Annotated in this window: 24 protein-coding genes; 7 read left to right on the forward strand and 17 right to left on the reverse strand. The window is 69.2% G+C overall.

Going from position 1 to position 23,563, the window contains the following annotated elements:
- Positions 1-111 precede the first annotated feature (111 nt).
- The 9 genes from ABD774_RS11170 to ABD774_RS11210 all read right to left on the reverse strand — a co-directional run bounded on the left by ABD774_RS11170 (position 112) and on the right by ABD774_RS11210 (position 8,355).
- Complete coding sequence (locus ABD774_RS11170) at positions 112-681, reverse strand: Gfo/Idh/MocA family protein (RefSeq protein ID WP_345041033.1); 570 nt, start codon at positions 679-681, stop codon at positions 112-114.
- Positions 682-687: 6 nt separating this feature from the next.
- On the reverse strand, positions 688-1,320 hold the full coding sequence (locus ABD774_RS11175; RefSeq protein WP_345041036.1) for a nuclear transport factor 2 family protein: 633 nt from the start codon (positions 1,318-1,320) through the stop codon (positions 688-690).
- Positions 1,317-2,129, reverse strand: coding sequence for an SDR family NAD(P)-dependent oxidoreductase (locus ABD774_RS11180; RefSeq protein WP_345041038.1), 813 nt, complete (start codon positions 2,127-2,129; stop codon positions 1,317-1,319). Before ABD774_RS11180 ends, ABD774_RS11175 begins: the two co-directional genes overlap by 4 nt.
- On the reverse strand, positions 2,126-3,034 hold the full coding sequence (locus ABD774_RS11185) for an alpha/beta fold hydrolase (RefSeq protein WP_345041041.1): 909 nt from the start codon (positions 3,032-3,034) through the stop codon (positions 2,126-2,128). The genes ABD774_RS11180 and ABD774_RS11185 overlap by 4 nt, the downstream gene beginning before the upstream one ends.
- Before the next feature lie 73 nt (positions 3,035-3,107).
- Positions 3,108-3,917, reverse strand: a complete 810-nt coding sequence (locus ABD774_RS11190) for a sugar phosphate isomerase/epimerase family protein (RefSeq protein WP_345041043.1) — start codon at positions 3,915-3,917, stop codon at positions 3,108-3,110.
- A 62-nt stretch (positions 3,918-3,979) separates the two neighbouring features.
- Positions 3,980-4,957: an ABC transporter substrate-binding protein gene (locus ABD774_RS11195; protein ID WP_345041045.1), complete on the reverse strand. Its 978-nt coding sequence runs from the start codon at positions 4,955-4,957 to the stop codon at positions 3,980-3,982.
- Between the two features lie 109 nt (positions 4,958-5,066).
- A complete protein-coding gene (locus tag ABD774_RS11200) occupies positions 5,067-5,837 on the reverse strand; it encodes an IclR family transcriptional regulator (protein ID WP_345041048.1) in 771 nt (256 codons plus the stop codon).
- A 315-nt stretch (positions 5,838-6,152) separates the two neighbouring features.
- Positions 6,153-7,352: an FAD-dependent monooxygenase gene (locus ABD774_RS11205; protein WP_345041050.1), complete on the reverse strand. Its 1,200-nt coding sequence runs from the start codon at positions 7,350-7,352 to the stop codon at positions 6,153-6,155.
- Between the two features lie 25 nt (positions 7,353-7,377).
- Positions 7,378-8,355, reverse strand: coding sequence for an ABC transporter substrate-binding protein (locus tag ABD774_RS11210; protein ID WP_345041053.1), 978 nt, complete (start codon positions 8,353-8,355; stop codon positions 7,378-7,380).
- Positions 8,356-8,475: 120 nt separating this feature from the next.
- Between ABD774_RS11210 and ABD774_RS11215 the strand changes: the two genes are divergently transcribed.
- Together ABD774_RS11215 and ABD774_RS11220 are read left to right on the forward strand one after the other, a co-directional pair.
- Positions 8,476-9,249, forward strand: a complete 774-nt coding sequence (locus ABD774_RS11215) for an IclR family transcriptional regulator (protein WP_345041055.1) — start codon at positions 8,476-8,478, stop codon at positions 9,247-9,249.
- A 156-nt stretch (positions 9,250-9,405) separates the two neighbouring features.
- On the forward strand, positions 9,406-10,029 hold the full coding sequence (locus tag ABD774_RS11220; RefSeq protein ID WP_345041058.1) for a malonic semialdehyde reductase: 624 nt from the start codon (positions 9,406-9,408) through the stop codon (positions 10,027-10,029).
- Between the two features lie 69 nt (positions 10,030-10,098).
- Here ABD774_RS11220 and ABD774_RS11225 read toward each other — a convergent pair whose 3' ends face one another.
- The gene (locus ABD774_RS11225) at positions 10,099-10,701 is read right to left on the reverse strand and encodes a GNAT family N-acetyltransferase (protein WP_345041060.1); all 603 of its coding nucleotides are present in this window, start codon (positions 10,699-10,701) and stop codon (positions 10,099-10,101) included.
- A 109-nt stretch (positions 10,702-10,810) separates the two neighbouring features.
- Here ABD774_RS11225 and ABD774_RS11230 point away from each other — a divergent pair, with 109 nt between their 5' ends.
- From ABD774_RS11230 to ABD774_RS11250, 5 genes are all read left to right on the forward strand, one after another.
- The gene (locus ABD774_RS11230) at positions 10,811-11,389 is read left to right on the forward strand and encodes a thymidine kinase (RefSeq protein WP_345041062.1); all 579 of its coding nucleotides are present in this window, start codon (positions 10,811-10,813) and stop codon (positions 11,387-11,389) included.
- 95 nt (positions 11,390-11,484) lie between these two features.
- On the forward strand, positions 11,485-12,048 hold the full coding sequence (locus ABD774_RS11235) for an SRPBCC family protein (protein WP_345041065.1): 564 nt from the start codon (positions 11,485-11,487) through the stop codon (positions 12,046-12,048).
- A 158-nt stretch (positions 12,049-12,206) separates the two neighbouring features.
- Positions 12,207-12,956 (forward strand): SDR family NAD(P)-dependent oxidoreductase, encoded by a 750-nt coding sequence (locus ABD774_RS11240; RefSeq protein WP_345041067.1) that lies wholly within the window; start codon positions 12,207-12,209, stop codon positions 12,954-12,956.
- Between the two features lie 72 nt (positions 12,957-13,028).
- A complete protein-coding gene (locus ABD774_RS11245; RefSeq protein WP_345041069.1) occupies positions 13,029-13,982 on the forward strand; it encodes an alcohol dehydrogenase catalytic domain-containing protein in 954 nt (317 codons plus the stop codon).
- 133 nt (positions 13,983-14,115) lie between these two features.
- Positions 14,116-14,511: a VOC family protein gene (locus tag ABD774_RS11250; RefSeq protein WP_345041070.1), complete on the forward strand. Its 396-nt coding sequence runs from the start codon at positions 14,116-14,118 to the stop codon at positions 14,509-14,511.
- Positions 14,512-14,522: 11 nt separating this feature from the next.
- Here the strand turns inward: ABD774_RS11250 and ABD774_RS11255 are convergent, their stop codons facing one another.
- The 7 genes from ABD774_RS11255 to trxB all read right to left on the reverse strand — a co-directional run bounded on the left by ABD774_RS11255 (position 14,523) and on the right by trxB (position 23,494).
- On the reverse strand, positions 14,523-16,211 hold the full coding sequence (locus tag ABD774_RS11255; RefSeq protein ID WP_345041072.1) for an MDR family MFS transporter: 1,689 nt from the start codon (positions 16,209-16,211) through the stop codon (positions 14,523-14,525).
- A 137-nt stretch (positions 16,212-16,348) separates the two neighbouring features.
- On the reverse strand, positions 16,349-16,564 hold the full coding sequence (locus tag ABD774_RS11260) for a DUF6191 domain-containing protein (RefSeq protein ID WP_345041074.1): 216 nt from the start codon (positions 16,562-16,564) through the stop codon (positions 16,349-16,351).
- A gap of 94 nt (positions 16,565-16,658) precedes the next feature.
- Positions 16,659-18,548, reverse strand: coding sequence for an FAD-dependent oxidoreductase (locus ABD774_RS11265; RefSeq protein ID WP_345041076.1), 1,890 nt, complete (start codon positions 18,546-18,548; stop codon positions 16,659-16,661).
- 160 nt (positions 18,549-18,708) lie between these two features.
- Positions 18,709-19,629, reverse strand: coding sequence for a sugar phosphate isomerase/epimerase family protein (locus ABD774_RS11270; protein WP_345041079.1), 921 nt, complete (start codon positions 19,627-19,629; stop codon positions 18,709-18,711).
- A 247-nt stretch (positions 19,630-19,876) separates the two neighbouring features.
- Positions 19,877-20,716 carry a siderophore-interacting protein gene (locus tag ABD774_RS11275; RefSeq protein WP_345041081.1) on the reverse strand — a complete coding sequence of 280 codons (840 nt, stop codon included), beginning with the start codon at positions 20,714-20,716 and terminating at the stop codon, positions 19,877-19,879.
- A 543-nt stretch (positions 20,717-21,259) separates the two neighbouring features.
- A complete protein-coding gene (locus ABD774_RS11280; RefSeq protein ID WP_345041084.1) occupies positions 21,260-22,054 on the reverse strand; it encodes an IclR family transcriptional regulator in 795 nt (264 codons plus the stop codon).
- A gap of 48 nt (positions 22,055-22,102) precedes the next feature.
- Positions 22,103-23,494, reverse strand: a complete 1,392-nt coding sequence (gene trxB, locus ABD774_RS11285) for a thioredoxin-disulfide reductase (RefSeq protein WP_345041086.1) — start codon at positions 23,492-23,494, stop codon at positions 22,103-22,105.
- Positions 23,495-23,563 lie beyond the last annotated feature (69 nt).

Here is a 23,563-nt window from a genome sequence, read left to right on the forward strand (position 1 = left end):
CATCCCCTCCGACTTGTGGAGCCGTCTGATCTCGGCCCAATCCTCCACGCTGATCACTCCCTCACTCTGTCCGAGGGGGTCAACTTTCACTCGGCACCAGGGGGTCAGTATTCACGTGGCACTGACAATGTAGTGGATGGCCTGCGTCATGAGCACGCCACCGCCATCGGTGTCCCATTTTCCTCGCCATGGATCTCTCGTGAAGTAGTCCGGGTCGCGGTGCAGGAGCACTGAACAGTGCGCCAGGAACGGAGCGCCCAGGACCCCTTCGTCAATGGTCCTCCGGACTTTCTGGCTGGCCGGCCAGAATCGACGCTGAAACAAGACGCCGAGCTCCACGCCCGCAGTGTCGCAAGCATCGACCATCCGCTGCGCAGCTGCAGTTGTGAGAGCGATGGGCTTCTCGCACAGGACGTGCACCCCTGCTTTCGCGGCGTCAATAACCGCCTGCTCGTGCGTGGGGTGCGGCGTGCAGACGCTCAGGACATCGATGCCTACCTCAAGCAGTTCGCCCAGTGATCCAACCCAGATCGGCAGGTTGTACTTCTCTGCGAACGACCGCGCTCTCGGACGGTCGACATCCGCGCATGCGACTACCTCGACTTCGGCGACCTCCCGGTATGCCTCCACGTGATTACCCGCGATACCACCACAACCTAGGATCCCCACCCGGATCGTCATGGCGCCTCAGCCGGTCGTCCCGATGACGTCGGCGCGAACCGCGCCCTCTCCGGCCACACTCTGGCCTTCGAGCCAAGCTGCGCCGTCGCGATAGAGCTGCTCGGTAGCCGCTCCTGTCAGCTCAGGCAGACCTGTCCGCACCTTCATACCGAGCTGTTCTTGAATGTAACCGAGGTTCCTGTAACCGAATGGCAACGACTCCCAGCGCCCCATGTCGAGCTCCGGAACCGCGCCGGGCACGACCGGGACCATCCGATCCATCTCGTAGATCGGTTGCCGTCGCCTCAACAACCACTCTCCGGCATCGCGAATGAAGAAGTCGTAGAAGCGCCCGGTGCAGATGACGTCCACAAGAACGCCGTGCACCTCGGCGCGTTGTGTGATTGTCATCTTGGTCTCGCTCACCGCCCGGTCGCCCGTCACGTCCACAGCTGATCCCCCCAAGAAGTGGAGGATCCGCACGCCGGAGTCAAAGCCTCGACGACTCGCTTCGATGAAGTCCCTGTAGCCGCCCACGAACCAGGTGGCGCTCATGGTGCCCTCGTCGTGCCAGAGTGTTGCGAACCGGTCCCAGTAACCCGCGTCCCGCCAGACAGCCCATTGCTCAACTGCCTGCCGGACCATGTGTGCGTCATTCATAATCTCGCCTCCAAATTGGTGTCTGCGCGTTGTTCTGCCTGCTGCTGAGCCGCCGTCCTTACTCGGACTGCCATCTGCGATCCAGCTGCCACATGCACAACCTCGCCCGTGATTGCCCGTGCGCCTGGCGAGGCTAAGAAAGCCACGGTCTCCGCTACGTCCTCAGGGGTGACCGGACGATTGAGCGGGCTGGCGTCCATGAACCGCTGCGCGAAATCCTCAATCTGATCCGCGTCCCCCTTGACGTTGCTGAGCTGCGACCTGACAAAGCCCGGAGCAACGGCGTTGCTTGTCACGCCCAGGTACCCCAGCTCGGATGCAAGGGCACGCGTCAGCCCGACGAGCGCAGCCTTCGAAGAAACGTAGGCAGCGTCGCTTCCACCACTCAGCCATGTCCGCGAGGAAATGTTCACGATGGTGCCAGCTCGCGTGCGAAACCATATCGGTAGAGCCGCCCGCGCAAGCAGGAATGGACCGGTGACGTTAACCTCGAAGATTTGCCTCCAGTCGCTCACCGTCAGGTCGGAAAGAAGAGCTCCGCTCTCAATTCCAGCATTGTTGACCAGCACATCGAGCTGACCGTGCTTTTCTTCGACGCGACCCATCAGCTGACTGACGGAACCCTCGTCGGTCACGTCGCACTGGTGGATCTCCCAGGAGCCGGTCAGCGTTTGTGCGATTCGCTCCAAGCCCTCGATCTCGACATCGACAAGCAGAACATGAAAGCCTGCCTCGGAGAGTCTGCGACAAACCACGGACCCCAGGCCGCCTCCGGCACCCGTCACGAGGGCGATCGATTTCATTGTCATCGAGACACGCTCGCTGGTCCGGAAATCGTGACCGCGGGCTCAGAACCTGGGCGCCTCACCCCACTGAGGAAGGCTCTGAGCAGATCCGCAAGGTCTACCGGCTGTTCTTCGGGCACCCAGTGTCCACAGTCCTCGATCACTGCACCGGTGACGTCGTGGGCGAATTCGCGCATGATGGACTCCATCTGAGATCCCCACCGCGCGCGGCCCCCGATGGCAAGCACCGGGAGCGTCAGCTTACCCAGTTCGAGACGCCCTCGATTATCTTCGGCATCCTCGGGAAATGCTCGGTACCAGCCGAGCATCCCATGCTTGGTGCCAGGAGCTGCGAAATTCTGCGTGTACGTGTCGAGGAGCCCATTCTCGAATGCGTCCAGATTGACTGCACGCTCGCGAACAAACTCACGAATGTAGAGAGCCTCTTTACCCTCCAGCAGAGCTTCCGGAAGGTTCTCCTTCAGGTGGAACGCGAAATGCCACAGAAGCGGGTCCCTCAGGGCGTCGTCCCAGAAGCTCACGCCGGGGATCGGGACGTCGATCACCGCGATGCGCGAGACCCGGCCGGGGTGGAAGGCCGCCCACGAGTACGCGATCATCCCTCCGATGTCGTGGCCGATCACTGCCACCTCGTCCAGACCAAGCTGATGACACGCGGCATCGATCTCAGCAGCTAGGCGTTTCTTGTCGTAGCCGGCCGCCGTTTTCGAAGATCCACCGCTCCCCTTCAGGTCGAACGCTATTAGTTCGTAATCGTCCTGGAGCAGCGGCGAGATCTGGTCCCACTCATGAAGATCCTGGGGAAATCCGTGCAGGAGCACAACCGGATAACCATGGCCCACGCGTACACCATGGAGCACAACCCCGTCATCGACCTCGATCTTGAAATGCCTTCTGGACTCGGTCACTTGTCGCCCTCTCCAACCAATCGTGTAAATAACGTGAACCTACTGACGGACGTCGGGACAGCCCGTTCCTCGCTCACCCGGGACGTCCTTGGGAGACCAGCCCGCGTCCGAGAACGTCTGTCGCCGCCGCGTACAACTGTTGGGCCGCTTCACGCTGATCGAGATCATTGAGATCGTCGGACCACACTTCGACGGCATACCGCGGCTCGTGGCCGAGGCGGTCCAGCGTTTCGACGAGTTGTCGGGACTGTTCACCGGGCAGTTTCCGGTGGTGACGCGCCTCCCACCTGAGGTCCGCCGCCGCTTGCTCCTGGGTATCGCACAACTGGACCGAGCAGATGGAACCAATCGGGATGTTGTGGATCTCCGACCATGCCCCTGTCCGCTCCACGTGCCATGTGTCGAGCAGCAACCCGACACTGCCACCGTCCACGGCGTCCAGAACGTCGAGAGCGCATCGCAGGTTCGGCACCTGACCGAAGGGCATGAACTCCAGTGCGAACACGGAGTTGCGCTCTTGCACGAGCGTCGCCCATCGACGTAAGCCTGCACGAATTCCGCGGCCGGTTGCCGGAGCCAGCTGCACCGCAGTCACCTGTAGGGGTCCGAACGCGTCGAGGAGTTCTAGCATCAGCGCGTCTTCTTCGTTCATGTCGCCTTGGTGTGCCCAATCCCAGGGCCCCTCGATCTCCGTCAGCGCCAATCCGTTTTCTGCGAGGATCGCCTTGATCGTTCGCGCGCCCGCGCCTCGGTGGCGCTCGGTCAGCCACTGCCGGAGGCTGATGCCTATCCCGGTAAATCCTGCCGCCGCAGCCGCTTCACATCTTTGTTGGAAATTGAGTAGCGGAAGGTTCATTGCGGAGAGGGTGACACCGAACGCCACCGAGTGTTGCATTACTTCACCCCTATCAGGAAGGATCGCCGGATCAACCGCCAGCAGCTCAGTCAGTTGCCCGCGATTAGTTCGTCGACGTCGATGGGGGCCTCGATGAGTCCGTCGTCCTGGGCGAGCTGTGCCTGCGTACGGATCGACTCGGCGTTGATGCTTTCCGGGTACTGGGGAAGCAGCACCTTGGCTGTCAGATCGTCGTCCATCTCGGTGAAGTTGGAGGTCTGGGCGCGCACCTCGTCAGGGTTCTCGGAGGCGAACTTGGAAGCCTCCGAGATTGCCGCGGTGAACCGCTCAACAGCGTCTGGCTGCTCCTCGAAGGTCTGCTGCATCGTGAAATAGACGCCCGCCACATTGTTGGGGCTGGTGTCAAGGAAGGGCCAGGAGAGGACCTTGTTGCCTGCATCCTTGTGAAGAGAAACGAAGGGTTCGACCGCGAAAGCGGCGTCAACGCGGGACTCAGCCAGCGCCGGGACCATGTCCGGGTAGTTGAGCTCGACGAAGTTCACCTTGTCGGGGTCGCCCCCGGCGGCCCTGATGGACTGGCGGGTCGTGACATAGGCATTGCCCGCCAGTGTGTTCACCGCGACCGTCTTGCCCTCGAGTTCCTTGGCAGAGGTCAACGTGCTCTGCCCGTTCACCAGGACAGCGCTGTAGTCGGGTTCCTCATTCAGCGACGCACTTCCGGCGGCGATGATCGTTACATCCATGCCTCGCCCACGAGCGACGGCAAGCGACACTGGGTTGCTGAACCCGATGTCATATTGTCCGCTGACCACGCTCGGGAGTAGGGCTGCGCCACCCTCGGCGACTTCGAAGGTCACGTCAAGACCGTGCTTGTCGAACATCCCCAGTTCCTCAGCCAGGTAGGCCGGCGCCACGTCGAGGCTCGTGAGTACGCCTACGGTGAGAGGAATGGCTTCCGTTGCGGACCCTTCGGTTTCCGGCGCGCCGGCACTGGACCCGCAGGCCGCCGTGGTGGCCAGCACAGCAGCAACGGCGATGAGGGTGGTCGAACGTCTACGAAGCGGCATCTTTGCCTCCTGGTGAGTCGCGGAGTGGCTCTGGGGGACGAGCCGGGCAAGACGCTAACTCGGAGGAAGAGGGCTTGGTGCCGATGCTCCCGCTGAGCGGAAGTGACCCTTAGGCGCCGCCTCCCACGGCGGGGGACAGCCGGCGGCCGATCGCTGATGCAGATGTTCGAAGAGCTGGTACGAGACGTGAGTAGTTGGTCCCGGCTCGAGCGACGATGGTAAGTGCGGCCGCGAATTGTCCGGCCGAATTGAACACCGGCACCGCGATGGAGCTGACACCGATAGTGAACTCACTGTGCACGGCAGCGACCTGTTCTTCTTTCACCGTCGCTACGACCTGACAGAGGCGCCTGAAGTTGGTGACGGTGTAGGGCGTGTACTGACGCAGGGGTGTCTCGCCGACTGACGCCAGGAGGTCATCTCCGCCGAACGCGAGAATTACCTTCCCGACGCTCGTTGCGTGTAGGGGCGCCCTCCGCCCGATGTTCGTTTCCGTGCGAACGGACTTGTGGCCGGAAATAACTTCAATGTAGAGAGCCTCGAGCGCATCCTCCACGGCGAGATGCACGTTTTCGTGCGTTGCCTCGTAGAGGTCTTGCATGTACGGCAGGGCGACTCGCTGCAGTTGTGCTCGAAATGGTATCAAAGACGCAAGCTCCCAGAAACGCAGTCCGATTCGGTAACGCCCTGCAGAGGTGCGGTCTAGCGCCCTGACATCCACAAGCTCGGCGGCAAGTCGATGGACCGTGGAAAGCGGAATTCCGGTCGCGCTGGCTATTTCCGTCAGCGTCATCGTCGGTCGCGTCGAGTCGAATGCGCCTAAGACTGACCAAGCACGATGGATCGTCGTTCGGCCCGGCTCTCTGGAATTGCCACTCATACGAGCACGTCCAAGTCTTCTACTTGTCGGACACTTGCAACACCCGTCACCGTGGACTGGATGGTGGACGCCAGCGGTATCTCAACAGGCATTCCGCAACCGCCGCTAGCGGACGAAAACGGCTGGGACCGACATCAACTGGCTCCTTCTCCTACGCTAGCGCCACCCGCCTCGCACGCTGCTCACCATGGGTGGGGGTGCCGGCGGAGGACGCCCGCGAGGTCGCCGCGCGCCCGCTCCCGCAGCTGCCCGCGGGTATCTGACCCGGCCCGCTGGGCTAGTCGGGACGGACGGCCGAGGAGCGGCACCCGGGCGTCAGGCACGCGTCCCCGAGAACTCGGCCTCCGGGTCGTGGCCGTAGATCCAGCCGTTGGCCACCAGCGGGTCGCCGTCCGCGAGGGCGGCGTCCCGCGCTGCCTGCTCCGGCCCGTCGGGAAGGTGGTTGATGTGTGCGCGGGCGTGGCTGACCTGCTGGATACGGGTGGTCCGCGGCAGGCGGAGCTCCTCGTACCGGCGCAGCGCCTGCCCGGGGTCCGACTCGGCTGCGAGGCAGGCCGCCAGGGTGGCGGCGTCCTCGAGGGCCTGCGCCGCCCCCTGGGCGTAGAACGGGAACATCGGGTGTGCGGCGTCGCCGAGCAGGGTGACGCGCCCGGAGGTCCAGCGGGTCAGGGGCGCCCGGTCCAACAGGGCCCACCGCCCCGGGGTGCCGGCGGCGCTGATGAGGTCCGTCAGCCGCCGATCCCAGCCCTCGAACTCTGCGAGGAACTCCTCGACCGTCGCGGTCGCGCTCCAGGACTCCTCGGTGTACTCCCCGGCAGGTGCGAAGGCCACGAGGTTGACCAGGCGCCCGGCGGAGATCGGGTAGTGCACCAGGTGGTGGTCCGGTCCGATCCAGAGCGTGTGCGCGCGTCGGCGGGCGAACTCCGGCGCAGCGTCCGCGGGGACGAGTGCACGGAAGGCACTGATGCCCGAGTACTCCGGCGGGGACGGGTCCGTCGTCGCGCTCCGGACCACCGAGTGGACGCCGTCGGCCCCGATGACGACATCGGCCCGCTCCGTCATGCCGTCGGCGAACGTGAGGCGGGCGCCGTCGTCGTCCTGCTCGACGGCGACGCACCGGGCACCGAGGCGGACGGCACCGCCCGGCACCGCCGCGCGGATCACGTCGAGGAAGTCCGCGCGGTGGACCGTGTAGGTGCGCTCGCCGTAGTGCCGTTCGCACGCCTCGCTGAGGTCCTCCGCGGAGATGACCTCCCCGTCCCGCCACCGCCGGAACTCCCAGCCCACCTCCATCCGTACCGCCGACCTCTCGAGCAGGTTCATCACGCCGAGACGGCGGACCAGCCGGCCCGCGTTGGGGGCGACGACCAGACCCGCCCCCACTTCCCCCAGCTCGCCAGCCTGCTCGTACACCGTCGCACCGATCCCGGCGCGGCGCAGGAACGCCGCCGTCGCCATCCCGCCAATGCCGCCGCCCACGACGGCGACGCGCGGACCGTCTGATCTCATGCTCATCTCGCTCCTCGTCCTTCCGGCCGGGTCACGGCAGGAGGGCTGCGACGTCGACCGGCTCGCTGACCAGCCCGTACTCGAGCGCGAGGTCGGCGTGCAGCTCGACGGCCTCGGCGCTGAGCTCGGTCGGGAACTCCGGCATGACCAGCTGCTCCCGGACCTCGGGCGAGATCTCGGTGTACTCGCCGAGGATGGCGCGCGCGTCGTCGGGGTTGTCCCGGGCGAACGACTGGGACTCGGCCATGGCGGCGGTGAAGGCCTCGACGGTGTCGGCGTTCTCCGTGGCGTAGTCGCCGGTGGTGAAGTACGCGGCGATGAGGAGGTCGGGGTCCGTCTCGGCGTAGTTGTGGCTGATCACGCGCCCGCCGTCGTTCTTGGCGATCGTGAGGAACGGTTCCAGCACCCAGATGGCGTCGACCCGTCCGGAGGCCAGCGCGGCAGGCATGTCGGGGAACGGCATCTCGACGAACTCGATCGCCGAGGGGTCGCCGCCCGCGCCCTTGACGACGTGGCTGACGGTGACGTCCCCGATGTTCTTCAGGGTCGAGACCGCGACCGTGTGCCCGGCCAGGTCGCTGGGGTTGTGGATGTCCGAGCCCTCCGGGACGACGACGGCACTGAAGTCCGACTTCGTGTCGCCGGTGGTCGTGTTGGCTGGTGCGATGAGCCGGAGCGGCAGGCCTTGGCCCGTGGCGACGATGAGGGAGGGGACGTTGGAGAAGCCGAAGTCGTAGGTGCCGCTGACGACGGCCGGGATGATCGCCGCTCCGCCCTGCGCCATCTCGAAGGTCAGGTCGAGGCCGTGCTCGGCGAAGATTCCCTCCTTCTCGCCGAGGAAGATGGCCGCGGTGTCGACGATCGGCATGACACCCACGGTGACGGGGGTCAGCGTGCCGGCCGTGGCTGCATCACCACCGCCACCTCCACTCTCAACCTCCCCGCCGCCACAGGCGGCAAGGGCGACGGCCGCGGCCAGCGCGGCGGCGGGAGCGAGTGTCTTCTTCATTCGGCGGACTCCTTCGTCACGGGCGTTCGGGGTGGAGCTCCGATGCTTTCCGATGTTGCGTGCCGGGAGAACGGCTATGTTCATTCAACGATCGTCGGCCGGTTGCGTCGGAGGAGAGGCATGCCGCGAACGAGCCAGCCGGGCCGGAGCGTCAGCTCGAGGCTGTTCGAGATCCTCTACGCGTTCGGGCCGGGGCGGACGCGGCTGACGCTCGCCGAGCTGACCCGCGTCACATGCCTCCCCCACGCGACCGTACGGCGGCTCGTTCTCGAGCTCGTCCAGGCCGGCGCCCTCGACCGCGCCGCCGACGGCACGCTCACGATCGGGCTCCGACTGTGGCGGCTCGGCACCCTCGCGCCGTTGACGGTCCCGCTCCGCACGGCCGCGCAGCCGTTCATGGAGGACCTCTACACCGCGCTGAACCAGCACGTTCAGCTCGCAGTGCGAGAGGGCACGGAGGCGGTGATCGTGGAGAGGCTGTCCGCGAGCCCCGCGGTCGACGTCGTCTCGCAGGTCGGTGGTCACCTGCCGCTCCACAGCTCCGGGGTGGGAAAGGTGCTTCTGGCGCACGCACCGGAGGAGATCGGCGAGCGCCTCCTCACCGCCGGGCTCCCGCGGCTGACACCGCGGACCATCACGGACCCCCAGCGGCTCCGGCAGGTGCTGGTCGAGTGCCGACGGACCGGCATCGCCACCGTCCGCGAGGAGACGAGCACCATGGCCGACTCCGTGGCCTCGCGGGTCATGGATGCCGACGGCAACGTCGTCGCCGCCCTGTCCGTGGTCGTCCGGTCGGGCACCGTCGACCTGCGGGCCGTCACACCGACCGTCATCGCCTCGGCGCTCGGCATCTCCCGGCGGCTCGGCTGGACCCCGAGAGCCGGAGTTCGGTAGCAGGGTGGGAGCAGTTGCCGATCCGCTGTCCCCGCATCGCCACGGGCCACGACCCATGGACCACGGACCACGAACCACGGATGAACGTCCCGCAGGTGTGAGCCGGCCCACCCCGGATTCGGAAACATCACGCACTACTTGCCGGTTCAACCACTTGTGACTACTACTGCTGACCACCAGACCCAGGACGCCCTCGTTCTCGACGAGCACGCCCAGGACCTGCTCTTCCGCGAGGCCCGTACCGCCAACACGTTCACGGACGAGCCGGTCACCGACGAGCAGATCGACGCGATCTTCGAGCTCGTCAAGTGGGCTCCGACGTCGATGAACACCCAGCCGCTCCGGGTCGTCGTCGTCCGCTCCGACGAGGCCAAGGCCCGCCTCCTCCCCCACATGTCCGAGGGCAACCGGGCGAAGACGGCGGCCGCCCCCGCCACCGCCCTCCTCGCCGCGGACATCGACTTCCACGAGGAGCTGCCGCGGACCTTCCCGCACTTCCCCGGCGCCCGCGACATGTTCGCCGGCGACGAGGAGTCGCGCGCCCGCACGGCCGAGCTCAACACGGGCCTCCAGGTCGGCTACGCGATCATCGGCATCCGCGCGGCCGGCCTCGCCGCCGGCCCGATGACCGGCTTCGACGCCGACGCGATCTCCCGCGAGTTCTTCCCGGACGGCCGCCACCGCGTGCTCGTCGCGATCAACATGGGCAAGCCCGCCGAGGACGCCTGGCACGACCGCCTGCCCCGCCTCGGCTTCGACGAGGTCGTCACCACTCTGTGAGCCTCTGAGCTGACACCGACGGGCGCGGCCTCCGACCGGGGCCGCGCCCGTCGCGTCTTCCCGCCCGCCCTACCGCGCAGCGGCGATGCTCGGGCTCACCGGGATGTCGCGGCGCATGACCAGCCGGGGCATCCTGCTCGCGACGGCGTCGGTCGTGCCGATCACCCGGAACCCGGCCTTCTCGAACATCGCGCGGGTGCCGACGAACGCCATGGTCGTGTCCATCCGGCCGGGCGGGTCCACCGGGTAGGCCTCGACCGCCGGCGCGCCGCGCGAGGCGGCGTACGCCACGGCCCCCTCGAGCAGCGGCCCGGTGACGCCCTTCCTCCGGTGCCCGCCGCGCACGACGACGCAGATGATGCTCCACACCGGCACGTCGTCGACCGGGCGGATGAGCTTGGAGCGCGAGAGGCGCGGGATCTCGGCGCGCGGCCCGACGTTGCACCAGCCGACCGGGACGCCGTCGAGGTAGGTCACCACCCCGGGCGGGTTCTCCCGCTCGCACAGGGCGCGCATCGCCCGCTCCCTGTCTCCACCACCGAGCTCCTCGATGTCCTTGGCCTGGAGGCGGTGCGAGAGGCACCAGCAGTGGGTCGCCCGGCGGTTGGGGTTGATGATGTCGGCGAAGTCGTCGAAGCGGTCGGGCGTGACGGGATGGGTCTCCCAGGTCATGAATGTCCTTCCCCCCACGTGGGCGCTCCGAAGCGGCGCCGACGCACGCCCTCAGTGTGGCGCGTCCGCCGGCGGCTGACGGCCGCGCCGTCGTCACTAGGCTGCGGCCATGCACAGGGACGGGCTGGGACGGCTCCAGGTGGTGTGCGGGCCGATGTTCGCCGGGAAGTCCGAGGAGCTGCTGCGGCGCGTGCGCCGCGCCCAGCTCGCCGGGCTCGCCGTCGAGGTGGTCAACCACGCGCTCGACGAGCGGCACGGCGCCGGCCAGGTGGCCTCCCACTCCGGACTGAGCGTCCCCTCCAGCGCGGTACCGGACGTCCCCTCGCTGGTGGAGCATCTCGACGGCCGGCGGCTCGACCTCCTCGCGATCGACGAGGCCCAGTTCTTCGGCGCGGGCCTCGTCCCCGTGGTCGGCGACCTCGCTCTCCGGGGCGTGACGGTCGTCGTCGCCGGCCTGTGCGTGACGTTCGACGGCCGCCCGTTCGAGCCGCTCCCCTCCCTCATGGCGCTCGCCGAGGACGTCACCAAGCTGACGGCGGTGTGCGCGGTGTGCGGGGAGGACGCCCCGTTCCACCAGCGCGTGCGGGCGGGCGACGTGGGGGACGCCCGCGTCCCCACCGCCGAGCACGTCGGCGGGATCGAGTCCTACCAGGCCAGGTGCCGGCGTCACCACGAGGCGCTCCCCTGATCCGAGGCGGCCCGGCGGCCGGGAATTTCCCCACGAGCGCGGTCGCACGTCCGAAAACGCCTCGCGAGCCAAACTTCTCCCGAATAATCCGGCGAATGAAGAAGTGGTTCCAGCGCGACTACCGCCCTCTGCTGGACGCCGGCAACGGCGAGGTCATCGAGGTCTCGGCGTCGGTCGAGATCGCCGCCACGCGCCAGAGCGTCTGGGCGCTGATCAAGCCGGCGGAGAACGGCCCGCTGCTCAGCCCGCACATCCTCCGGGGGTTCCACGTCCCCGGGACGCCCGAGGGCACCGGTGAGGTCCAGGGGTTCCTCACCGTGCACGAGGGTCGCAAGCACATCGTCGGCATCGAGCTGGTCGACGAGGTCCCGGGGACGATCGCGGTGACCCGGGTGCTCGGGAGCCTCGACGACGCCTCGCGGTCCACCTACGTGCTCGGCGACATTCCCGGCGGTTGCCGGTTCGAGCAGCGCGAGCGGTTCACCGTCCCGCTCGGCCACGATCCCGAGACGGTGGAGCGTCAGCACCAGGACGTCGTCGATCTCCTGGTCCAGCGGGTCAAGGTGGTCGCGGAGCGGGGGTGGACGCCCTACCCGGCAGCCGCGGACGGGCGCTCCGACCAGCGGTTCAGCCCCGAGTACCGCGCCGCCCGCTCGTAGTCCTCGGAGGCGGACGCCGACGTCGTCCCCTCTCCGCCGGCCTCCCCCCTCCGGCCGGGACTCTTCGGGAATTTCCGGCATCCCACCCAGGTTCATGCAAATACATGAACATGCGACCGCCACAGGGACGGCCGCGAAGCCAGAAAGAAGTGAGCAGCATGTCTTCCGTCGACAGCAAGGTCGCCATCGTCACCGGGGCCGGTTCGGGCCTGGGCGCCGCCATCGCCGAGGAGCTCGCGGCCGGCGGGGCGCGCGTGGTCGTCACCGACATCAACCTCCCCGCCGCGGAGGCCACCGTCGGGCGCATCACGGAGGCGGGCGGGACGGCCATGGCGGTCCAGCAGAACACCGCCGTCGCCGCCGAGTCCGAGAAGGTCGTCCAGGCCGCGCTCGACGCCTACGGCCGCCTCGACCTCGCGGTGAACAACGCCGGCATCGGCGGCAAGGCCGCCCCCACCGGCGAGATCGACCTCGAGGACTGGGCGCGGGTCATCGACATCAACCTCAACGGCGTGCTCTACGGCCTGCGCTACCAGATCCCGGCGATGCTCGCCTCGGGCGGGGGCGCCATCGTCAACATGGCCTCCATCCACGGCGCGGTCGCCGCGCCCGGCAACACCGCATACACGGCCGCCAAGCACGGCGTCGTCGGGATGACCAAGAACGCCGCCGTCGAGTACGGCACCCAGGGCGTGCGCGTCAACGCCGTGGGCCCGGGCTACATCGCCACCCCGCTGCTCGAGAACCTGCCGCAGGAGCAGCGCGACGCCCTCGCGGCCAAGCACGCGCTCGGCCGCCTCGGGCGCGCGGAGGAGATCGCCCACCTGGTCACTTTCCTGCTGAGCGACCAGGCGTCGTTCCTCACCGGCGGCTACTACCTGGCCGACGGCGGCTACACCGCGAGCTGACGCGGAAGGTCCCACGTTCCGAGTCGAGCAGGTCCGTAGGCTGGTTCCGAACCGGCCCGAAGGGATGAAGTCATGAAGGCATGGATGTTCAACGGTGCAGGGCAGCCGCTCGAGCTGGCAGAGATACCTGACCCAACCGCCAGACCCGGCGAGATCGTCATCGACGTCAAGGCGAGCGGCCTGTGCCACTCGGACGTGTCGGCGCTGGACGACCCGAACTGGCGCGTCAACTTCGGCGATCTTCCCGTCGTCCTCGGTCACGAGCCGGTCGGCGTGGTGACGGAGATCAGCGAGGGCGTCACGGAGGTCCAGGTGGGCGACCGGGTCGGCATCCCGTCCGGCCCGCCGAACGTGAACGGCTACTTCCGGGACGGTGGCTACGCCGAGAAGACCACCGCGATCGCTGCCGAGGTCGTCAAGATCCCGGACGGGCTCGACTTCCTGCGGGCCGCCTCCGGGACGGACGCCGGCAACGTCGCGCACCACGCGGTCGTGACCCGCGGGAAGGTCGAGGCGGGCCAGAAGGTCGGCATCATCGGGATCGGCGGACTCGGTCAGGTCGGCGCCCGGATCGCCGTGCTCAAGGGCGCCGAGGTCTACGCCGCCGAAATCAAGGAAGACGTCTGGCCGATGGCTCGCGAGCTCGGCGTGGTGAGGTGCGTCAAGGACATCCGAGAGCTCTCGGACGTCGGCCTCGACACGATCATCGACTTCGCCGGCTTCGGCACCACCACGACGGGCGCCATCGAGGCCGTGCGGGAGTACGGCCGGGTGGTCCAGGTGGGCATGGGCAAGCTGGTGTTCGAGATCAACTCGAACCCGCTCATCATCAAGCAGATCGAGCTGGTCGGATCGATGGGTGGGGGCGTCGAGGACCTCCGGGGCGTCTACGAGATGATGGCGTCCGGTGGCCTGGACCCGAAGATCACCACCACGACGTTCGACAAGATCGACGAGGGCCTCGACCTGCTGCGGCACGGCAAGGTGCAGGGCCGCATGGTGGTCGACATGCAGAACGGCATCTAGCCAGCCAGGCGAGACGGTCGGCCCCGCTCCGTCGGAGCGGGGCCGTCGTGCTGGGCGCGGGAGGGCTCCCCCCGAGCCGTCCTTCCCGGCGCGGCGGGGCGTCGTGCTTGACGCAGGCCATAGCCTTCGGGCCATGAGCCCCACGCCCTACGTCCTCTTCCCCGGCACGGCGCGCGAGGCCCTCACCTTCTACGGCGAGGTCTTCGGCTGCGGGGTCCAGCTGCACACCTACGAGGAGTTCAGCCGGGAGGACGGACCCGCCGACGCCGTGGCGCACGGCCTCCTCACCGACGGCCCCGTCGCGCTCTACGGCTCCGACGCGTCAGGCGACCAGGCTCCCGTGCGGCTCGAGGGCATGATGCTGTCGCTGCTCGGCACCGCCCCGCCGGAGACCATGCGTGGCTGGTTCGCCAGGCTCTCCGACGGCGGCCGGGTGGTGGAGGCCCTGGAGACGCGGCCGTGGGGTGCGTCCGACGGCCAGGTCGTGGACCGCCACGGCCTCCACTGGTTGATCGGGTTCGAGGCCTGACGAGAGGCGGCCTACGCGGACGTCCCCGAGGCGGGCCCCGCCGTCACCTCCGCGTCGGGACCAGGCTCCGGCGTCGTCCCCCGGTCGGCGGGTGCGTCCGACTCCCGCAGCGCCGCCTCCGCCTGCTCCGCCGTCACGGCCTCGCCGCGCGCGATCATCCCGGCGACGTCGGACAGCGCGATCTCCCGCACGAAGAACGCGAGGACGAAGCCGAGCGCCAGCAGCGGCACGAGGTACCAGAACGCCGGGGCGAGGGCCTCGGCGTAGGCCTCGACCACACCGTCCTTCAGCGGGGCGGGCAGGGACTGCACCGCCTCGGGCGTCAGCGACGACGGCGCGGCGGCCTGGCCGGTCTGCGGCACGCCGGCGAAGACGTCCTCGAGGCCGTCGACCAGCCGGGAGGTGAAGATCGAGCTGAACAGCGCGGTCCCGAGGGCGGCGCCGATCTCGCGGAAGTAGTTGTTCGCACTGGTGGCGGTGCCGATCTCGTGGGGGTCGACCGCGTTCTGGACCGCCAGCACGATCGTCTGCATGACGAGCCCGAGCCCGGCGCCGAGCACGAAGATCATCGCGGAGTACTGCAGCATCGAGATGTCCGCGGTGATGGTGGTCATCCACACCAGGGTGGCGGTGGCGATGCCCATGCCGGTGATCGTGTAGATCCGGTACTTCCCGGTCCTGGTGATCGCGACGCCGGAGGCGATCGCCGTCGCCATCATGCCGACCATCATCGGGATCATCAGGAACCCGGACTGGGTCACGCCCACGCCGGTGGCCATCTGCAGGAACGTGGGCAGGAAGCCCAGCGCCGCGAACATGCCCATCCCGATGACCAGGCCGATCACGGTGGACAGGGTGAAGACGGAGTTGCGGAACAGCCGCATCGGCAGGATCGGGTTCTCCGCGCGCAGCTCGACCGCGACGAACGCGACCGAGGCGGCGAGCGTGCCGAGCAGGAGCCCGGCGAAACGGGTGTCGCTCAGGTCGTAGCTGCCGACCAGGCTCTCCCAGCTGGCGACGACGACGAGGCCCGTGGTGCCGAGCGTCATGAGCACGGCGCCGAGGACGTCGACCCGGTGCTCGGAGCGGTGGCTGGGCAGCTTGAGGGTCACCCAGGCGACGGCGAACGCCAGCAGGCCGACGGGGATGTTGATCCAGAACGCCCAGCGCCAGTCGTGGACGTCGGTGAACCACCCGCCGAGCAGCGGCCCCGCCACGGCCGCGACGCCGAACAGCGCACCCATCGGGCCCATGTACTTCCCGCGCTCCCGGGCGGGCACGATGTCCGCGATGATCGCCTGGGACAGGATCATCAGGCCGCCGCCGCCGAGGCCCTGGATGCCGCGCCAGGCCACCAGCTCGGTGAAGCTGCCGGCGAACCCGGCCCCGGCCGAGGCCGCGGTGAAGAGCGCGACGGCGATGAGGAACGGCCAGCGCCTCCCCCAGCTGTCCCCGGCCTTGCCGTAGATCGGCATGACGACGGCGACGGCGAGGATGTAGATGGTGATGAGCCAGCCCTGGTGCTCGACGCCGTCGAGCTCGCCGACGATGGTGGGCATCGCGGTGCTGATGATGGACTGGTCCAGCGAGGACAGGAACATGCTGGCCATGAGGGCCGCGAAGATGAGCCACACCGTGCGGCGGTCGAGGACGATCGGGGCGCGGTCGGGCGGGGTGGTTGTCAGGGGCGCGGCGGTCACAGTTCTCCTACGCGGGAGCGTCGTTGGTGGGGGGGCGCACGCCAGGGGGACCTCGTCCCGGTGGTGGCTGGTAGAACGCTACGCGTAACGGCCGGGGCCGCCCAGATATTTCTCGACGACGCCGGAACAGCACGGTGCTAGCGCGAACCGGTGCCGGGTTCGGCGTCGTCGTCGATCTCCTCGTCCTCACGGCGCTTCGGCCGCTGCTCGAGGTAGGCGACGCCGGAGTCCAGGTCGACCGGCCCGAACGGCGGGGCACCGTCCCCGGGGCGCCGCACGTCCAGCTCCAGGCGCTCACGCTCCTCCACGAGGTGCCGCAGGCCCGGCTCGAAGATCATGAAGAACTCCGACATGTCCGCACCGTACGCCGCGGCGGCACGGCGCGGCGGACGTTCGGGCGACCCCGACCGCCGCCGCGACGGCGGTCGGGGTCGCCACCGGGATGAGCTAGGCGTTCACCTGCTGCCCGGCCGCCTCGCGTCCGGCGATGTGCCCGAAGACGAGCCCGAGCGAGATCGTCCCGCCGGCTCCGCCGTAGAAGCCCTTGGTCGGCGCGCCTCCGGCGTTGCCGGCGGAGTACAGGCCGGGGATGACCCTGCCCTCGGTGTCCAGCACCTGCCCGCGGGCGTCGGTCTTCGGGCCGCCGACCGTGCCGAGCGCGCTGGCCTCGACCTTGAGCGCGTAGTACGGCGCGGTGTCCACCGGCCCGAGGACGCTGGACCGGGGGCTCTTGAGGACCGGTCGCATGATGGCCGCGAGCGGACCGACGACGAGGGAGCGCAGCCGGTCGAAGTCGGCCTTCTTCGCCGTCCCGGCGGCGGCCTTGTTGGCGACCGGACCGATCAGCTTGGCGATGGCCGTCCGCGCCCTGGCCGTGGCGGCCGGGAAGAGCGCGTCGGGCGAGGCCTTGCCCAGGCGGGGGTAGTACGCGCCGAAGTAACGGTCGAAGAGCGTGCCGCCGCGGTTGAACTTCGGGTCCTGGCCGCGTGCGGCGTGGGGGTTGAACTCGTCGACGGTGCGGAGCAGGCCGACCTCGTCCACCCCGATCTGGGCCGCCAGGCCCGCCAGGGTGTCGGCGCGGTGGAGGTACTCGGGCACCTCGCCGCCGGGCGTGACGCCGAAGATGCCGAACTTCTCCCAGTAGTTCTGGTCGAAGATGAGCCAGGCCTCGGCGTTCGGCTTCTCGCCGGTCGCCGGGTCGGTCTCGCTCATGATGGCGCCGAACTGGTCGTACGCGAGGGCCTCGTTGGCGAAGCGCTCACCCTTGCGGTTGACCATGATGCTGTGCGGGAGCGCACGCTCGCCGAGGAACACGCGGGCGAGCGGGCGGCCCTCGAGCTCCTCGCCGGGCAGCTGGACGCCGGGCATCCACCACGCGTCCTCCATGCCGGTGAGGTCGGCCCCGATCTCCTCGGCCAGCTGCACCGCGATGCCGTCGTGGCCCTTGGGCGAGACCTGCGTGCCGAACGGTGCGCCGAGGTGCTTGGTGGTGAGCTCGTCGTTGGTCTCGTAGCCGCCGGTGGTGAGCAGCACCCCCCTGGTCGCGCGGACCGTCCGCTCGACGCCGTCGGCCCGGACGACGACGCCGCTCACCCCGGACTCGTCCGTGACGAGCCTGACCGCCGGCGCCTCGACGCGGACGTCGACGCCGTTGCGCAGGCTCGCGTCGAGCAGGGCGCCGACCAGGGCCGGCCCGGCCATCCACACGTCGTCGGGGCTGATGCCGTTGAGCATCCAGAACGGGAGCGGGTTCTTGGCCATGCCGGTCGTCAGGGCCGGGCGCACGTACTTGGCGGCCTCCCCCAGCCGCTCGGGCGAGAAGGGTCCGGGGAAGAGCGCCCGCCCGACGGACGCACCGTCGATGTCGGACCGGTAGTCCGGCCAGATCGCCGGGATCCACCCGAAGGCCGTGTGCTCCTCGATGTAGCGGGCGACGTGGGGGCCGGTCTGGAGGAAGGTCTCGACGATGTCGTGGTCGAGGGTCTTGTCCCGGCCCTGGCCGTACATGTAGCGCCGGACCTGGTCGAGGTCATCGCGCACCTTGAGCTGCTTGGTCGAGAAGCCGTGGTTCGGGATCCAGGCGGCCCCGGCGGAGATGCCGGTGGCACCCCCGACGAGCTCGCGGGACTCGACGACGAGCACCCGCGCACCCTGCTTCGCGGCGGTGAGCGCGGCCATCAGCCCCGCCCCGCCGGATCCGACGATCGCCACGTCCACCTCGTCGGGGAGGCCCAGCTGCGACACGGTCCCGATGGAGCCGCGGTGCGTCGTCGCGCGAGCGCCCGCCCCGCCGAGGCCCTGGGAGCGAGCCGCTGCCTTCTTGCCGTCGGACTGCATGAGATGTACTCCTCTCGGCCGGCCATGGTGCAGCCGGCCACGATTACTCCGAACAATTGATGCGTACGCATCGACGTGTCCAGGGCAACCCCGGGGAGCAGCCGGAAATTCCGGTTCCGGACTCGACAGTCGTGAAACAGAGTGGCGGGAGACCGGCCCGCTACCGCAGCGGCGGCTCGGGCCCTGCGACGAGAGGCTCGAGCATGTGGCCGGCCCACTCGTACGCCTGCAGGTACGCCTCGTAGACGGAGAAGGTGCTGGGCCGCTCGATCTCCAGGAGCAGGTCACCGTCGAAGCAGCCGGGCAGCGCGGCGAGGACGCGGTCGAACGGGACGACGCCGGCGCCGGGCTCGGCCCAGAGCCGCCGGGTGGCGACGAGCTCGGGATAGCTCTTGCCACGCCCGCGCCGGGTGGGCTGCACGTAGTCGGCGTAGACGTCGGAGAGGTGGACGGCACCGACGCGGTCGGCGTAGCGGGCCACCATGTCGGCCGGGTCCATGCCGGCCCACCGCAGGTGACCGGTGTCCGGGCCGAAGCCGACGACGTCGGGCCCGAGCTGGTCCAGCGCGGCGACGACCTCGGCCTCCGTCTCGACCAGCCCGCCCACCCGTGGGTGGAGCAGCGGGCGCAGGCCCTCCGCCCCGAGCACGCGGGCCGTCTCGCCGATCTCCTCGAGGGCGCGGGCGAAGGCCTCCCTGTCGTGCTTGGCGCCGACCGCCGGGCGGGCCACCCGTGCCGGGACCGGGTCGGGCAGCAGCATCACGCGGTCCAGCCCCAGGGCGGTGTGCTGGGCGGCGGTGCGGCGGGCACGCTCCAGGATGCCCGGCAACGTCTCTGCGCCGTCGAACGTGGCGGCGAAGACTCCGGTGGCCGGAGTGAGCTGGTAGACGCCGAGCCAGTGCGCGTAGTCGTCCAGCGGGAGGTCGTCCGGGACGTCCACGCGCACGGCGGTGAAGCCGATGTCGTGCAGGTCGGCGTAGCACTGTGCCATCTGCTCGAGGGGGGTGGTGTCCACCGAGCCCCACAGGTACCCCAGGGTGCTGACGGCCAGGCGCGGCCGGGTGGTCGTTCGGGTCGTCATCGTGGGGCCTCGCCTGGCGGATCGGTCGGTGTCTGCGATCAGACTGTGCCACCGCCGTCACTCTGCCCACTGGTTGCCGTTTGTTGCCCGAAATGCCGCGTTTTCACGCCGGCCAGACCGGCGCACGCGCCGCCCTCGCCCCCTCCCACGCCGAGCAAGAAGTTCTGTGCCGAGAAAGAAGGTCTGATCCCGCTTGCTCGGCACAAGACCTCTTGCTCGGCCGGGAGCGCCAGGCCGCCGCGAGCGCCTACTCGGCGTCGTCGGGGTCCACCGGGGCGTGGTGGTCGTGGTTGGCGACACCGCGCTTCCAGTAGCCGCTGCACTCCACGGTCGAGGCGTCCAGGGCGAGCTCGCGGCGCAGGTAGCGGCGGATCGGCCGCAGTGTGCCGGCCTCGCCCCCGAACCACCAGAAGACGAGCCCCTGGGCGGGCGGGAGGGCGCGCACCGCGTCCTCGAGAAGGGAGGTGGTGCCGGGCACGTCGTCGCCGCGGTGCAGCCAGGTGATCCGGCGGCCGGGCCCGGCAAGCCCCGCGAGATAGGCCTCGTCGTCGGCGTCCTGGATCTCGGCGAGCACGGTGACGTCGGCGTCGCCGGGCAGGATCCGCAGCCAGCGCGAGAGCGCGGGCAGCGCGGACTCGTCGCCGCCGAGGACGAACCGGTCGGCGCCGGTCGGTGCCAGCTTGGAGCCCCGCGGGCCGGCGACGACGATCTGGTCCCCCGCGCTCACGCGCGCGGCCCAGCCGGCGGCGGGTCCGCCGTCGCCGTGGAGGAAGAAGTCCAGCTCGAGCTCGCCGTCGTCGTTGACCAGCGGCGTGTAGTCGCGGCTGACGAGCTCGACACCCTGGGGCCGCTCGATGCCGCCGCCCGGCGCGACCCGGGGGGCGTGGAGCTCACCGGTGTCCGGGTGCGGGAAGAACACCTTGACGTGGTCGGCGGGGCCGTCGCTGGCGAAGCCGTCCATCGGGCCGGCGAGCGTCACGCGGCGCATGCGGGGCGTGACGTCGCGCCAGCGGGCGACGGTCATCGGGCGGACGGCGAACTCGCGGCGGACGCGCTCACGGACGAGCGCGGGAGAGGAGAGGTTCATCGTCGGTCAGGAGACACGGCCTGTCCGGCCGATGCCCCGTTCCCCTTTCGGTCGTGCGTGCGGTCCTTCCGCACGCGGGTGGTGGTCGTGGCGTCAGCGCCCCGGCCGGAGCAGGTCGAAGAGCGCGCCTGGCGCCGGCCGAGCACCTGCTCGAGCAGGACGATCTCCGCCGCCTCGACAGCGCCTCGAGGTCGGAGTCCTCTGCCGGCGATGACGAGACGCCAGGCGGCAACAGACCGTCGGGGGTCGGCGGCGGGGCAGCGGGGACATGCCGACCACAACGTACCTCTCACACGCCTGCCGCTGTGACGTCGCCCGAGAACCGGGTAGCGAGTTGCAGCGGCTGCCCGATCCTCGTGCACGTGGCTCGTGGCCGCGATGTCGTCGAGGTCCGGCAGCCAGCTCATCTCCCAATCGCCGACGGCGACCGGGCCTCCAGGATGGGTCTGCACCGCTCGTACCGGCGGACGGTGTACTGGAACGCCTCGTGGTCCTCGGGCCTACCCGGAACCGGTGGGCGTGGCGTGAGCGGTCGCCAAGCCGTCAGACGCAGGTCATCAGCTTCGCGGCGGTGCTGTGGAGCAGCGGGACGATCGTCATGACCGTGTCGATGGTGAGGCGCGAGTCGGGGCCGAGGATGGAGAGCGCCATCGGCACGGGCGCCTCGGGGACCGAGACCGCGATGCTGCGCAGGCCCTTCTCGGACTCGCCGTCGTCCACCGCGAAGCCCTGCTTCTCGATGGTGGCCAGCTCCTCCTTCAGCTCGGGGAAGGACGAGATCGTACGGGGCGTGTAACCGAGCATCTGGGTGCGCGTCATCAGGTGCTTCACCTGGCTGAGCGGAAGCTGCGCGAGGATCGCCTTCCCGACGGCGGTGCAGTGGAGCGGCGAACGATGCCCGACCTCGATGGTCATCCGCATCGCGAACCTCGAGGGTGCCTGGGCGACGAAGGCGGCGCTCTCGCCGTCCAGCGCGGCCAGACCGGCGGTCTCCCCCACGATCTCCACGAGCTCCTCGAGGAAGGGGTCCGCGCACGCGCCCAGCATCCGCGAGGCCACCGCCCCCAGGCCGATGAGCCGGGGCCCCAGCGCGTACCCCCGCTCCTGCAGGCGGCGGACGTACCCCTCCGACACCATCGAGTTGACGACGCGGTATGTGGTCGGCAGGGGGAGCCCGGACTGGCTGGCCAGGTCGCTGACCGACATCGAGCCGCCGTTGGCCGCCATCAGCTCGAGCAGCTGGAACGCCCGGGTGAGCGACTGCATGCGCTGCTCGCTCCGGTCGCCGTCCGGCACCTCGGGCGTCTCGTGCGCCTCCAGCTTGGGTGCAAGACTCATGGCATCCTCCGGTCCTCGTGCCGATCGACAGACATCACGCTCTCCCTCTCATGGCGTGGCGAGCTGGAGGAGCTCTCCGAGCTCCGCGACGAGGCTGGACTTCGTCCTGGCGCCCACGATCGTGTGGACGACCTCGCCGCCGCGGAACAGCTTGAGCGTGGGCATGGACCCGATGGCGTACCTCTCAGCGGTCAGCGGGCTCTCGTCGACGTCGACCTTCCGCACCGCAAGCACTCCCTCGTACTCGCGGGCGAAGTCGTTCAGCGCCGGGAACATCAGCTGGCACGCGCTGCACCAGGTCGCCCAGAAGTCGACGAGCACGGGCTGGTCGTGCTCCAGCACCTCGCTCGCGAAGGTGTCGTCGTTGACGGGCTGCACGTCGTTCGCAGTCATCTTCCTCGTCCCCTCCGTCGCGGGCAGGACCGCCTGGATCGCGGTTCGAGCCACGTCCGTCGGCCCTGTCGCCACCGTACTCGCGGGGCTAAAGGCCCGGCTATCTGACGGCACCCCGAGGTCGCCGAGGTACCGCTGGGCGTCCAGAGCTGCGGCGCAGCCGCTCCCCGCAGCGGTGATCGCCTGGCGGTACCGCGCATCCACGACGTCGCCGCACGCGAAGACGCCGGGCAGGCTGGTCGCCGTGGTCGGGGACTGCACGCTGATGTGGCCGCCGGCCGTCAGCTCGAGCTGGCCTCTGAACAGGTCGCTCCTGGGGACGTGCCCGATCGCGATGAAGAGGCCGTCTACCAGCAGCTCGCCGAGGTCACCGGACCGAGCGTCGGCAAGCTGGACCCCCCTGAGCCTGTCCTCTCCCACCAGGCCGATCACCTCCTTGTTCCACGCGAAGGAGATGCGCGGGTTCGCGCGCGCCCGGTCCTGCATCACGGCCGAGGCGCGCAGGGCGTCTCGTCGGTGGATGATGGTCACCGAGCGGGCGAAACGGGTGAGGAACAGGGCCTCCTCCACGGCGGAGTCCCCGCCGCCGACCACGGCGACGTCCTTCTCCTTGTAGAACGCCCCGTCGCAGGTGGCGCACCAGGAGACCCCGTACCCGGTCAGTCGCGCCTCGTCGCTCAGTCCCAGCTCGCGATAGCCGGCACCGGTAGCGACGATCACAGCCCGCACCTCGTACTCCGCGCCGCTCTCGGTACGGAGCCGCTTGGTCTCAGACGCCAGGTCCACCTCGACGACGTCCTCCGTCACGAGCTCGGCGCCGAACTCCTCGGCCTGCCGGCGAAGCAGCGCCATGAGGTCGGGTCCCTGGATGCCGCCCGGAAACCCGGGGAAGTTCTCCACGCCCGTGGTGGACATCAGCGCGCCACCGGCGCTGATCGACCCCTCGAGGACGAGCGGCGCGAGGTTGGCGCGTGCGGCGTACAGGGCGGCTGTGTATCCCGCAGGGCCGGATCCGATGATCGCGACCGCTCGGACTTCAGGCGACACGGGTAACTCCTCAGGTGTTGGTGCGCGGGTGTTCCCTGAACGCACAGGCGGAGACCGGGGTGGAGCACC

Origin of the sequence: Georgenia daeguensis (assembly GCF_039537705.1) — a bacterium.
GTDB classification, from domain to species: domain Bacteria; phylum Actinomycetota; class Actinomycetes; order Actinomycetales; family Actinomycetaceae; genus Georgenia; species Georgenia daeguensis.